Source organism: Paraburkholderia sp. SSBN10T (assembly GCF_056619545.1).
This window is the reverse complement of sequence record NZ_JBWQQI010000005.1, coordinates 92,565-105,839: the sequence shown is the minus strand read 5'-3', so window position 1 is coordinate 105,839 and position 13,275 is coordinate 92,565. Positions and strand designations below refer to the sequence as shown.

Sequence of the window (13,275 nt, the reverse complement as noted above, 5' to 3'; positions counted from 1 at the left end):
GCTGCAGGACCAGAAGGCAGAACGGTGACCGCAGTGCATCTAAATTTGCATTGCTAATCGATTGATTTATCCTGGAATAGAACTGAATCAAAGGCGCGGAAAGATCCAGTTCCCATTCAGCAAGTCTGAGATGAACCACTTACAGGAGAACAGCATGAAACGCCAGAACAACAAACCCGACCTCAGGATCATTGACGAAAGCTTTAATCTTCCGCAGCCCGTGGTCGCGATACTGAATCTCGTCGGCTACATGACCATGGCTCTGCCATTTTCCACGATCCTGATCGGTCTCTTCCTGGGAATGTGGGGCGTGAACCAACTGAGCGACGTCATGGCAGTCACGCTTCCCGGCTGGACTGCCTTGGTGGTCGGTGTGGCCAAAGGCATCAAGCTGCTCATGATGCTTATGGCTGCCCGTACGGTCTTTTTGACGCTGACCGTTTTGCCGCCCTTCCTGCCGGACCTTATTGAGTTCGTGCGACGCGAATTTCGCAAAGACTTTGACCTGTAATTGTTCATCAACGACGACGAGAGACGCTCATCGTCTCTCCGTCAGAATATGCCACATAAGTTCAAAGATTTACGGGGGCTCGTCTTTTTCAGTCCATCGCGTGGCCCATTCATCGAGTATCTGGGCTTCTGCGTGGCAATCGCCGAGGCGGCTTGGCGATGCACTCACAACAACGGATATACGCATGGAACTAAACGAAATGACTCTGAGTGTCGACATGTACCTAGATACGTATGTCGGGGCCGTGATCAGTGGCGATTGCAGAATGGTACCTAAACAGAGGCAGAACGCAAAATAATTCCATGTCAAATGGCCGATGGTTTATCTTAACGGTGAAGGCTGCAGATCTCGACGGATGTTGGTCGTTTCGTTATTAATTGGCCATATACTTGGAAAATGGAGATCTTGTCTTCTTGTTAGCCGAAAATTTTCCGATTAAGGTTTCAAAGGCGGGGGGAGGGATTGGTATTTGGCAATACCACAGCAGGATAAGCTTGCGCTGGATATTTTCCGGACAGCAGTAGCGAGAAGAACCCAACCGAGAGCTGGGTTTGTCCGCAAGCGTTGGGTCGCTGTCGTCCGGTTTGTGGAATTCATGGTAGTTGAGTGTGCAGTACAGTCGATCACGGACACGATCTCACGTGATCTATCCAGATCTCCTCCACGCTCCCGTATCATTGCCCCACGCGCGCGGATCGGGCACCGGCCCAGCCGAGCCGCTTACGGTGCAGCGCCAACATCGCCTGTTGCGTCTCGGTCTTCACAGCGACCGGCTTGCCTGGTTGCTGAACGGCAAGCCAGATGGCGCGTGCGTCAGCGGCATCACTCTTGTTGCGGATGCTGAAAGCCTTGGCGAATTCCGCTGGTATCAGTTTGACTTCGTGCCCTATCTTGATTAGCTGCCGGGCCCAATGATGCGTACCTCCATATGCATCCATTCCGATGAGACACGGCGCACGATTCGCAAAGTGTTCAAGAAACATCGCTCGCTTTATCGGCTTGTTCACGATCACTCCGCTTTCCGGATCGACATAGTGCACCTGGAAAACCTGCTTGGCGATATCAACGCCTACGGCCATACTGTTCATTGTGGATCCTCCAGTCACCGGGAAATGCGTGCATTTTCCACCTGGGCACATCGATGCCATTGGCACGTGAGGATCCACCGCCCTCGCGCTCATGGGCGGGACGAGTTCATTTCATTCTTGCTGCTGCCCCAGAATTTCGGCAGCGCGAATTGATTGTAGGCATCGATTACCTTATAGAGCCGCTCTTCCGTGGCGTGCTTCAGATTGAGCAAGGCGACTCGTTTGCGGCTGAGGCCTTTGATCGAGCGCGCTGTTTGGCTGGGGTCGAGATTGCATCTGTAGCAGAACAGCGTACTGATGAAGCGCTTGCGCTGGTCGTCGATCTTAGTGTCGAATCCAGATAACGACCCGAACAGTTTATGGAACTTGAGCCACTGCTCGGTTTCAGCGAGAAGATCCAGGATACTGATCGGTGGCATTGACGCGGTGATAGCCTGATCGATCAACGTGCTGTCGGGTGACTCGGGTTTCTTGCCCTGCTTGTGAATGTGAATGATCAGCCCGTTCGCATCGATCTCGATGCTGTCGTTTTCCGGGAATCGCGCGTTGGTCTCGTCGAGCGCAGCACTGAGCTGTTCATGCAGATTCTTCGTGAAGGCCTTGCCTTCCATGGGTAGTCCGACGATTTCACAATAGCGTGGCAGCTCGCGCCGGAATTCTTCATTGGATACCTGATGGATACGGTAATCGTCGAAACGGTCGCTGTCTTCCACATAGAGATTGCCCGAATTGAGTTCGCGCATGATCTGCTGGAGCGCGCGCAGTTCGAGGGAACACCGATATAGAATGTAACTGTCGCGGCCGTGTGGAAAGACGGCTTTCTCCCATTTCTCTGGCAATCAGTCCAGCGGTAAGTTCGCAAGATCGTTGTCGGTCAGCAGCAGATATTCGCAGTGTGAGTTGCGGAGACCCTTCAGCCACGTGAGCGAAACCAGCACCGAGCGGTTCTGGGCGTTCGATTGCCGTGGCAACACGTTCAGACATTGAAATAACAGAGAACGCTGCTGACGGTATGGCACCGGCATGAACGGTAAATTGAAACTGCCCGCATAAGCGATGAGTTTGTTGCATTGCTTGAGGGATGAGGTCGGCTCACCGAGCGCTTCGCGAATCTTCGATAGCCGCTCGCGTTCCGGAATCTCTTTACCTTGCAGGATTTGCAACATGTTCCGGAATTGCCCGGCGAGACTTTCCAGTGCGTCTGCGTGCGCGAATTGATATTTCTGCAACCGGGTCTTGGCGTAGGACTCCAGCTTGCGCATCACCTTGATGAAGATCTCGGCGACGTCATCAAGCGCCTTCTGCAATTTCGCCTGGATGAACAGCAGGGTGAGCGCATAGCGCTTGGCTGGCCTGAGCGATCGGAACTCCGCTACGTCGAGGGCACGTGCCTCAATCACCAGTTGGGTCCGCTTGCTCATGCAAAGCATCGCCAGTGCCTACGGCAATCCATCGGCGAGCTCGCGCAGTGCACGCATGTGTTTGAGGAAACTCGCGATCGCGCGCACGGAAGGCCGCTGCGGTTCGCGTTTCAGCTCATCCCGGCTCGATTTTCCGGCTCTGGCGGTAAGGAGCACATCGATTCTCGCAACGAGTGATGTGTCAAGCACATCCGCAATAGACCAATAGATCGTTTCGTTGACGTCCGCGCGGGCCTGTACAGCAATACGCTGCAGCGTTGCCAGCGACGGGAGCTCGTAGCGATGGCGAACGAGCTCCTCGATTAGTACATTGGTGATATCAGGCAGTTCGACCTTCGTTTTGGCTTCCTCATGTGCAAGATCGGTCAGTCATGCTACCTGCTCCTGTACGGAGATCGCCACTTTTTCAGGGAACGATGCCCCGGGCCACGCATGCCTGATCAACCGCTTCTAGGAACGCCGAGCGCCCGCCTCTACGGGAAAAAACGCACGTGACATAGTCGCACGCCTCATTGATTTTTAGTTTTTCAATCCCACCAATCAAGAGGCTCAACGGGCTCATTGGGACTGTTCCCGGGTGAAACCCGAATCGGGGGTGGTCAGTCGGGATGCCATCTGCGATCCTGAAAAATACGTCGGACAGGATGGTACCAAGCGATGGAAAATCTGGCGTGGCGATGAGCAGTTCCGGGTGGCGGAATACGATCTTCGGAATGAATTCGACGCGAATGGCATTCAGCCGCTGTGCAGGCATTTCCCAGCACTCGTGGAATCCCCACGCTAGCATGGAGCTAGTTTCAATCCATTGGGTTGAATGGCGATGTTTGAATACGCAGGCCTTGGCTGGAGGGCGGTCCTCACACTCTGGCAGAATCCGTGATTCGAATGGGGAGGGAGGTCGTTCAGCAAAGTGTATCTGGTCGTCAGCCGCGATCGCACGCTCATATGCCTCAGGCAATGGGCCGATCCCATGTTCTCCATCCAGATGAATGACGAGGGTGTCCAGGACATAGAGAATTTCGGGACTTGCGTGGTGCACAAGGCGTGTGGCAATCATGATTGTTACTCCAGGTAATATGAATTGCTGAATCGGATCGGAGAATATCTTTCTCTCCTGGAGCCGGCAAGGTGTGTGCTTTTAGAGGACACCTTGCCGGGCGGTGTTGACTAGGCACCGGGCGCGGCGGGCGTGCTCAATGCGCTGATGTCAGGCTATGCAGGCGCGGCTCATCTGAACCTCGCTGCGGGAGGCCATTGAGCTGCAGCTGGACGAGGACATTTTCGATATCGATGCGTCACGCAAGGAGTGAGCGCTGTGCGATCAGCTTGGTTGAAATGTCCCTCAGTGTGCGCTCGTCTTCGCCACGTTCGCGGGCCTGCCCGAGCAGGACCTGGAAGTCAGTTTCGCCCTTCAGGATTGCTGCGACTGCAAGCTGGTGATCGCAGACGCGTGTGAAAGCTGCCGACTGACTAAGCACGGCCGCGGGCGGGATACCAGCGTAGTGCTCCTCCTTCAGGCAGGTGAAGAGATGCTGGTATGCGACGTCTATCGGTTGTTCAGGCGGCGCTTGTACGGCAAGAATACGCGCATGGTCGGGGGCCACGCCAGCTCGTGTGAGGCCGTCCAGCGTTTCGATCAGCCGTTCCTGCGAGTCTTTTTCGCTTGTTGTGGTGAATACGACTACTTTGAAGTCCTGGATTGTTCCAGGGCAGTCGTTCACGAATTGGATGAGCATGTTCGAAGCGTCGGAAGTGACCTGCACGACGCAAGTACCCGATGAAGCTGCAACCGCAGCATAAATCTGGTCGGGTTGCTCCGGGCGCAAGCGAACGGTGTCTGGTCCCGGAGGCGCCGACGTCTTGCGCGAATCGACGATGTGGAGCAGGCCGCCAATCCCTGCCTGGACAAGGCCGCCGACGCAGCGTTCTGCCGGGTCTTGACTGCTGTTGAAGTGCCTGTGCATGCTGGTTCTCCTGTTGTCGAACAAAGATGGTTCGGGCTGGCCGGAACTTCAAAGTTTCCTGTGATTGACGAGTACATTTGTTAGTGAGGGCCTGCCACTCCAGACCACTCTCTTGACCGACCGGTGGCGGTTTTTTCAGGCTGGATTCGGACTGCGAGTGGCAAAAATCCAGTCGCAATTCCGTCGCTGTTCAGCGTATGGCCTCGCACTTGATAGACCATTCTGTTTTTTCCGCGAGCAAGTTGGTATAACGCTAGTTTGCACCAATCGCAGATGTGTCCCGGTTCGAAAGGACAGGGAATTTGGGCTGTTTTTGACGCCAGGTTTGGGCAACTGCGTTGGTAAGCCTTGGGGGCGAACCGTATATTGGAATGTGTTGCAGGGCAGCTTCACTTCGCTACCGCCGCTTACGCTTGAATGCTGTTGTCGGTGGACGGACCGGTCGTGTCTTGACGACTGCACATCTGAGAAGTTGCGGCAGTCTGTTATGTGTGCCGCCGCTGTTTTTTCGTCGGACGAACTGACGCTGCAACGTATCAGGCCCAACTCCCGTGCCCTACAACCCGTCGCGGGAATGGAACGGTTGCGCACGAAAAATCCTTTATGAAGCAATGGCACGTTTGTCTCATCGTGCGACAAGGCATTGTCAGGCATGCCTTCCGGAGAAACCGGTGGCGACAATCGGCCAGTAATCCGTCTTGACCGGCTGGGTAGACAGCGTCAAGCAGCACGGCCGGTCAGCGACAACTATCTTGGCCGGTCAACGGGTCGTTGTCGCTGGCTATGAGGTCATATTTGACGTTGCTCCTTCGTAGTTGTCGTTGGGTAAGCAGGCCACGGTGAGTTACTGCGTAGCGTTGCCGTCATCAGGCAGTTGACCGCTAAAAGGGTTTGCAGCGTTGTCGTCGTGTAATTGACGCCGCCGTGAGTTCTGTTTGTCGCCGGCCTTTCGGCGGCGGTAGCTTTCGACGTTGAGCTCGAAGATCGTCGAGTGATGCACAAGCCGGTCGATGGCGGTGACCGTCATGCCGGGGTCGGGGAACACATCTGGATTTGCCCCCGTGCCTCCGGACACCATCTCACACTAAGGTCGATGAATCGGTTCTCCGCCGGAACTCGCGCGGTGAGCGGTATTTCAGCGCACTATGCGGATGCCTTTCGTTGTAGTGTTCGAACGCGACAGCCAGATTGCGTACAGCGGTCACCGCGTCAGGTTTCGGCATGAACGCGACATAGTCGCGCTTCATCGTCTTCACGAAGCTTTCTGCCATGCCGTTGCTCTGCGGGCTACACACGGGCGTCGTTAGCGGCTTCAGACCTATGTCCGAGGCGAATGCGCGAGTCTTTTCGGCAATGTAGCCCGAGCCGTTATCGCTGAGCCATTCAATTTGCGCAGGTGCCTTCCGAACATTCCCGAAACGATGCTCGACAGCCGCCAGCATGACATCACGCACCACGTCACCGCTGTGACCGCCGGTCGTCGCGGCCCAGTTCATGGCCTCGCGATCTCAGCAGTCAAGCGCGAAGGTCACACGCAGTGGCTGCCCGTTATCGCATCGAAACTCGAAGCCGTCGGAGCACCAACGCTGGTTGCTCTTTAGCACCGCGACCTTGCCGTCATGCCGACGCTCGATGCGCGACCTCGCCGGCCTCCTGTGAAGCAGCAAATCGTGCACGCGCATCACGCGATAAACACGTTTGGCATTCACCGGAGCCTCACATCGAGATTCCCGCGCGCTTCGCAACAGACCCCAGACGCGTCGATAGCCGTAGCTCGGCAAGTCAGCAACGAGCAACCGGATTTCGTCAACGATGCCTGTATCGACCGGTTGAATCCGCCGCCATCAAGGGAAACTTTGCCTTGCGGACCAGAAAATGACGTAGTGAGCGCGAGTGATCCATTGAAAGACATCCCTCGTGCTCCAGCGTCGACAACCTCGATTCGCTTGCGCTCCGTGATTGCCACGTATCGATCGCAAAGTAAGCTTGACTTACGGCACGTCATTTTCTGTAGCGGAGTGCTAGTTCGCTCATCAAAATGGCAACGCTAGCAATCCAAAAAATTGAATCCTTATTCGCGGTAAAGAAAGATCAAGGGTGCAGATCTGAGCGAAACCAAGATCAAGCAGCAATATTAAAGAACAACGCCATCGAAAGAGATGAGAATTGTCTTGGCGTGATGCGGCGCGTAAATATTAAGCATTACTGATTTGTGAGTTAGCAAGACGTTTCTTGTGGCAATTTGCGGGGGGGGGGGGGGGATAATGCAAAACGGGCTAACCCAAAAGATGGCTCATCCCCGTTATCGGCAATTGGGTGGGGGCGAATCCCGATTCCGTTAAATGGATGCTTAGGTTTAACTCGGAGGCAAGGAAGAGGTGTTGCATTGATATGACCAAGATTGGTGAACTTATACCGGTGTCTGGTTCCTCGCATATTGATTTTGGCTGTGCGTCTCAGTGGTGCGATGAGCTTCGAAATATTTATTTGGCCCGTTGGTATATTCGCTTCGCGAAACGGTGCTTTGACGTGGTGGGGGCGCTAGTGATTCTGCTACTACTTTTTCCATTGTTGCTGTTTATTGCGGGGGTGGTAAGCAAGGATGGGGGCGGCGCGATATATGGTCATGTTCGCATTGGGCGACATGGGCGCTCTTTTCGTTGTTACAAGTTTCGCTCGATGGTTGTCGACGCAGATGTGGTGCTCTGCGAAGTGCTTTGGCGCGACCCGGGGGCTCGTAAGGAATGGGAGTGCAGCGCCAAGCTCAAGAGCGATCCTCGCATTACGCCGCTCGGTCGGTTCTTGCGGCGCACGAGTCTCGATGAACTGCCGCAACTCTGGAACGTGTTGCGTGGTGACATGAGTCTTGTCGGTCCGCGGCCAATCGTCGAGGCGGAACTTTCTCGCTATGGTGGCGACAGTTTTTACTATCTGATTGGACGGCCGGGAATGACGGGGCTTTGGCAGGTTAGTGGGCGAAGCGATGTTGGCTATTCAGCGCGCGTATCTCTTGATGTGTGGTATGTGCGCAATTGGTTATTCCGGCGAGATATCTCAATTCTTCTCAGGACTGTGCGAGTGGTTTTCGGGCGTAATGGAGCCTATTAATTGACGCGTGTTCAGAGATTTCTTGGTTGGTGTGTGGTGTGGGAAGGTTTTTGGGTGAGAGGGTCGCGCGTTGGGTGTTAGAGCGGAGCAAGCTATTTTTAATTGCCAGGGAATGTCGTTGTTCAAACCAGAAATGCGATTCGCGAGACTGCAGATCCTTCTGCCGGAAACGCGCCACGGATACACGATCGCGAGCCGCTTGCTGTTGATTGCGGTGACAGTCGCGCAGGCAATGTTCCCAGTGACGTCATTTGCGCAGAATGATGGTGCGTCTTATCCACCGATTCCGCCGTGGGTGCAGGGCGGCCCGAGCGCGGCGAGTAGTGTCGCCGTGGCGCCCTCACTCACGCAAATGCCGTCGGCCAGTGCCATGGCGGCGCCGTCGCTGAACGTGCCGAGCATGACGTCGCTGAATGCGGGCGCGCCGGGCGGCAACTCGATCGGCGCGAACGACGTATCCAACCCTAACGATATAGGCGGCGTGTCGTTGTCACCCGGCGCTGGCGACGCAGTGACGCGGAATGCATCGCCGCTCGGAAAGATGGGTGCTGCCGCTGCGCCGGGCATCGAGCCCGAGCCGCCGACTGCATTCCAGCGTTTCGTCGCCGACACGGCCGGACAGCGGTTGCCTGTGTTCGGGCAGAACCTGTTCACGAGCCCAAGAGTCGACATATACGCACCGGTCAACAACGTGCCCGCTCCCAGTGACTACGTTATCGGACCGGGTGACGAAATCCAACTGCAAGTGTGGGGTGGTGTGGACGGTAACATGCGTCTGAACGTCGATCGCAACGGACAGGTCAACATTCCGAAGGTGGGCGCAGTGACCGTTGCCGGAGCGCGGGCTTCCGAGTTGAGTGGTGTGCTGAAGCGCCAGATCGGCCGCGTGTTCAGCAATTTTCAGGTGAGTGCGACGCTCGGGCAATTGCGTTCCATTCAAGTGTACGTAGTCGGCCATGCCCGACACCCGGGCGCCTACACGGTGTCGAGCCTGTCGACGCTTGTGAACGCACTTTTCTCGAGTGGCGGCCCGGCGCTCGACGGCTCGATGCGCGCGATCCAGGTGCGACGTGGTGGTCGCCTTGTCACGACGCTCGATCTCTATGGGTTCATTACGGAGGGCACCGCTGACGGCGATACTCATCTGCTGCCAGGCGACGTGATCGTGATTCCGCCGGCAGGTCCGCGCGTCGCGCTGCTTGGTGCGCTCGACACACCTGCGATCTACGAGCTGAGAGCGCCTTCTGAACCGCTCGGGCGGGTTCTAGGTTACGGCGGCGGCACGACCGCGTTGACCAGCACCGACAAGGTGACGATTGAGCGCGTCGCCGACCCGATGCTCGACCAACCGTCGCGTCGTGTGGAGGAACGCCGGCTCGACAAAACGGGGTTGGCAAGTGCGGTGAGGGACGGCGATGTAATTACGCTGCAGCGGATCAATCCGTCGTTTGCGAATGCCGTGACATTGCGCGGCAACGTAGCGATGCCGCTGCGCTATCCGTACACGCCTGGGATGAAACTTTCCGATCTGCTGCCGGAACCGGCTGCGCTGCTGACGCCCGATTACTTCCGGCGCAAGAACGTACTTGTGCAATTGGACCAGTCAGACCGTCCGGCTGCCGGCGTGCAGCTTTCGAAGGAGGCTGACCATGTCCGGAGCCTCGTCGACGAGCCGAACTGGAATTACGCGGTGATCGAGCGGCTGGACCCGAAGAGCCTGACCACGCAGCTGATTCCGTTCAACTTGGGCGCGATTGTGCACAAGACGGATCCGTCGCAGGACCTGAAGCTGCAGCCGGGCGACATAGTGACGGTCTTCGGGAAGCGGGATATGCGGCTGCCGCAGGCGGATCACACACGGCTGGTGCGGGTGGAGGGCGAAGTGCTGGCGCCGGGGGTGTACGAGTTGCAGCCGGGGGATTCCGTGCAAGGCATCTTGCGGCGCGCCGGAGGGCTGACGGCGCAGGCGTATGTTTACGGCATCGAGTTCACACGCGAACAGACCCGCGAGGCGCAGACGAAAAATCTGGAGGCGGCCATCGCTCGTGCTGAACAGCAGTCCGGCGCGAAGCTTGCCGCGGCAATCGTGAACCTGCCGACATCGACCGATAGCAAGGGGGTGCAGGATCAGATGGCGCAGGAACAGAAGGCGCAGCTTCAGCGGCTGCGCGAACTGAAGCCGTCGGGGCGAGTATCGTTCGAACTGTCTACAGACGCGCAAGGTATCGGCGACCTTCCGGACCTGTCTCTAGACAATGGCGATGCGATTTACATTCCGCCGCGCCCGTCGTTCGTCTCAGTCGTGGGGGCAGTCGACAACGAAAACGCGCTGATCTGGAAGCCGGGGCGCACGGTTAGCGACGCAATGCGCGTGGCTGGTGTGCAGGCAGATATAGCGGAGCCTGATGCGGTCTTCGTGTTGCGCGCGGACGGCAGCGTGGTGAATCGAGATTCGACTCACTGGTTGAGTTCGTTTGAGTCGACGACGCTGATGCCGGGCGATACGATCGTGGTGCCGGAGAAAATCGATCCGCGTTCAAGAATGACGAAGTTCATCGCGGGGTTGAAGGATTGGTCGCAGGTGCTCGCCAACTTTGGCCTTGGCGCGGCAGCTATCAAAGTGCTCCAGTAACTCGTCATGAACGATATGCAAGTTAATCATACGAGCACGCAGTGCGCCTCGAGCGAGCCGTTGCACGCTACCGGACGTAGCATCGATATCGTCGAGGTGCTTGTCGCGCTCGGCGAGCAGAAGAAGCGTTTGTTTTTCGCGACTGTGATTGGTGCGTTGTTCGGAGTTGCGGTGAGCTTCGTGTTTCCGGCGCTCTATACGTCCACAACTGTACTATTGCCGCCGCAGCAGCAACGAAGCAGCCTTAGCGCCATGGCAGAGTTGGGCGCACTGTCGGAACTCAGTGGTGCGGTAGGCATCAAGACGCCCGATGAAATGTACGTAGGATTTTTGAAGAGCGATTCAGTCGCGGACGATCTTGTCAAACGCTTCAATCTACGTGATCGATACGACGAAAAACTCATGCGCGACGTCCGGGACCGCCTACGGCATTATGTATCCGTCACGAGCGACAAGAAGACAGGTTTTATCACAGTCGAGGCTTCGGACCGTATTCCGGAATTTGCAGCGCAACTCGCGAACGCCTATGTCGACGAGCTACGTCTTGCGCTGGATCGGCTCGCAGTGACAGATGCCCAGCAGCGTCGCGTGTTCTTTCAGCAACAGATCGCCAAGACGCTGGATCGACTCGGCGAAGCGGAGATTGCGTTTGACGAAGCGCGTCGTAAATCAGGTGTGGTCAGCTTGGATGGACAGGTTGCGAATACGATTAGGACGTCGGCGGAACTGCGCGCGCGTATTGCCGCGACACAGGTGCAACTGCAAGCGTTGCGGACCTACGAAACCGACGGGAACCCCGATGTTCAGCGCGCGCTTGCAACGATCGACGCCATGCAGATGCAATTGCAAGCGTTGGAGCAGGGCGGCAACGATGCCGCGCAGGGTGCAGCAAATCGCGACTCGTCCGCGCTTGCAAACATTCGGGCCTATCGTGAGGTGAAGTACCAGGAAGCGATGCTTGATCAGTTGCGCAAGCAATTGGCGCTTGCCCAGGTAGATGAAGCGAAGGAGGGGCCGCTCGTGCAGCAAATAGACGTCGCAGTCCCTCCGGAAAGGAAGTCATGGCCCAAGCGCTCCGTCTTTGGGGTGATTGCTGGACTGGTGGGCCTGCTGGTCGGCATTGCGCCGATCGTTGTCCGCCAAGCTTTGAGCACAAATCAGCACCTGCTCGACGACCTGTCGAGACTAGGCAGAGCATGGCGACTAAAGCGTTGAATGTTTGATGAGCCGAGTCGATTTCGATTCAGGCGCCGAGGCGGCGTCTCGGGGAGCGCTGCAGCGGCGATGCGTCGATTACAGCTTCCTCGTGTGTAGCCGCCGCAGGCTTGGACGGGGCGGGCATCGCAGCCTTGAATGTATCGCGTACCTGTTAGATTGTTGCCTTATTTCATGATCGGCCTTTTCTATATATTGCTGTCGCTCCAGAACCTGACGCTGCTGCCGATCGGAGAGAACGGATTCAAGGCCTTTCATGTCGGAGTGGTCATACTCTTTCTGGCTGCTCTCGTGCGACTCCGCAAGACGCGCGATCTCGCATTCCTTTATCGCTACCTCACCGTCGTGATTTGTGTTTCGCTGATCGATTATGTTAGTGAGCCTGCGAACGCACTGATCGCAAACTACGTCCTCTGTTACGTCCTTGTATTGTCGGTCAATTCCCTGTATGCAGAGGCTGACTACCGATCATTACTGAAATCGCTCCAATGGGGGGCGATTGCTATTCTCGCCATTTCAGGTACCAACGTCCTCCTCCACTTCAGCGAAGTGAGTGCCGTCCAGTCCATTGACGCGGACGAAGGAGTTCGGCCTGAACTCCCCTTTCTTGTCTACGCTGGTGGCGCGAATCTGGAGGCTTCGTGGATTGCTCTTGCAGGCGCTTTCTTTGTGCGCGAACGGCGCTTAGGCATGCTCTACCTTCTGGCTTCGATTTTCATTGACTATAGCTTCATATCTCGATCAGGTTTTATTGCGACCATCCTGATTGCGGGAGTATGGTTCTATCATAATATCAAGTCAAAGAAGATTTGGATATTTGCGGCACTGATCGCTATATCCTCTGTCGGCGCAGTGAGCAGCGACACACTAACATCGTTTGCTTTATTCGATCGCTTCTCGAATATCGGCAGCGAGCCAGGGAGTCTGGGGCGTCTCTTGATGTGGTCTTATATACCTGAGGCGATTATGAAGCGTCCATTTTTTGGATATGGCGCGGGCAACGCAATCACTGCTACTCAAGATCTGGGCTTCGGTGGACTTGAAAATAATGTCCATAACTATCTTTTTCACAACGTGCTCGAGTTTGGACCGATGGGTTTGATTTGTTGGTTGCTAGTTGCTCTCGGTGTTGTTGGCATCCGCGGAAAATCGGAACTAAGAATATATTTCTGTGCTTTCTTCGTATTAAGTATGTTGGAGTTCCGTGGTGCTGAGCCACTGCTCTATTTTGTATTGGCAGTGCTGATCGTCGGAAGGCAGCCTAACCGCAGAGAGCAGAATCTGCTAGCAGGGCAGTCAGGAGCGCCTGATTTGACGGAAGCTTGCAGTTAAAGCA

6 protein-coding genes and 5 pseudogenes are annotated in these 13,275 nt (G+C 56.1%); 5 read left to right on the top strand and 6 right to left on the bottom strand.

The window, feature by feature from the left end:
• Positions 1–154 precede the first annotated feature (154 nt).
• Complete coding sequence (locus AC1ECK_RS09590; RefSeq protein WP_480318284.1) at positions 155–511, top strand: hypothetical protein; 357 nt, start codon at positions 155–157, stop codon at positions 509–511.
• 683 nt (positions 512–1,194) lie between these two features.
• On the opposite strand, the pseudogene AC1ECK_RS09585 reads toward AC1ECK_RS09590, so the two are convergent.
• The 6 genes and pseudogenes from AC1ECK_RS09585 to AC1ECK_RS09560 form a co-directional block, all read right to left on the bottom strand.
• Positions 1,195–1,599 (bottom strand): annotated as a pseudogene (locus AC1ECK_RS09585) (IS110 family transposase); the annotation flags it as partial.
• Positions 1,600–1,715: 116 nt separating this feature from the next.
• Positions 1,716–3,389, bottom strand: a pseudogene (locus AC1ECK_RS09580) (Tn3 family transposase); the annotation flags it as partial.
• 37 nt (positions 3,390–3,426) lie between these two features.
• The gene (locus AC1ECK_RS09575; RefSeq protein ID WP_480318282.1) at positions 3,427–4,077 is read right to left on the bottom strand and encodes a hypothetical protein; all 651 of its coding nucleotides are present in this window, start codon (positions 4,075–4,077) and stop codon (positions 3,427–3,429) included.
• Positions 4,078–4,315: 238 nt separating this feature from the next.
• On the bottom strand, positions 4,316–4,984 hold the full coding sequence (locus tag AC1ECK_RS09570; RefSeq protein ID WP_480318280.1) for a hypothetical protein: 669 nt from the start codon (positions 4,982–4,984) through the stop codon (positions 4,316–4,318).
• A gap of 844 nt (positions 4,985–5,828) precedes the next feature.
• A pseudogene (locus tag AC1ECK_RS09565) lies at positions 5,829–6,032 on the bottom strand (ATP-binding protein); the annotation flags it as partial.
• 31 nt (positions 6,033–6,063) lie between these two features.
• Positions 6,064–6,798, bottom strand: a pseudogene (locus tag AC1ECK_RS09560) (IS3 family transposase); the annotation flags it as partial.
• Between the two features lie 691 nt (positions 6,799–7,489).
• Here AC1ECK_RS09560 and AC1ECK_RS09555 point away from each other — a divergent pair.
• From AC1ECK_RS09555 to AC1ECK_RS09540, 4 genes and pseudogenes are all read left to right on the top strand, one after another.
• A pseudogene (locus AC1ECK_RS09555) lies at positions 7,490–8,092 on the top strand (sugar transferase); the annotation flags it as partial.
• 232 nt (positions 8,093–8,324) lie between these two features.
• Positions 8,325–10,724, top strand: coding sequence for a polysaccharide biosynthesis/export family protein (locus AC1ECK_RS09550; RefSeq protein ID WP_480318804.1), 2,400 nt, complete (start codon positions 8,325–8,327; stop codon positions 10,722–10,724).
• 6 nt (positions 10,725–10,730) lie between these two features.
• Positions 10,731–11,939 (top strand): GumC family protein, encoded by a 1,209-nt coding sequence (locus tag AC1ECK_RS09545; RefSeq protein ID WP_480318278.1) that lies wholly within the window; start codon positions 10,731–10,733, stop codon positions 11,937–11,939.
• 138 nt (positions 11,940–12,077) lie between these two features.
• Positions 12,078–13,271, top strand: coding sequence for an O-antigen ligase family protein (locus AC1ECK_RS09540; RefSeq protein WP_480318276.1), 1,194 nt, complete (start codon positions 12,078–12,080; stop codon positions 13,269–13,271).
• Positions 13,272–13,275 lie beyond the last annotated feature (4 nt).

Excerpts from the sequence above, each read along its gene's own strand:
- AC1ECK_RS09540 (WP_480318276.1), top strand. The coding sequence starts at position 12,078 with ATGTATCGCGTACCTGTTAGATTGTTGCCTTATTTCATGATCGGCCTT.
- AC1ECK_RS09550 (WP_480318804.1), top strand. The coding sequence starts at position 8,325 with ATGTTCCCAGTGACGTCATTTGCGCAGAATGATGGTGCGTCTTATCCA.
- AC1ECK_RS09590 (WP_480318284.1), top strand. The coding sequence starts at position 155 with ATGAAACGCCAGAACAACAAACCCGACCTCAGGATCATTGACGAAAGC.
- AC1ECK_RS09570 (WP_480318280.1), bottom strand. The coding sequence starts at position 4,984 with ATGCACAGGCACTTCAACAGCAGTCAAGACCCGGCAGAACGCTGCGTC.
- AC1ECK_RS09575 (WP_480318282.1), bottom strand. The coding sequence starts at position 4,077 with ATGATTGCCACACGCCTTGTGCACCACGCAAGTCCCGAAATTCTCTAT.
- AC1ECK_RS09545 (WP_480318278.1), top strand. The coding sequence starts at position 10,731 with ATGAACGATATGCAAGTTAATCATACGAGCACGCAGTGCGCCTCGAGC.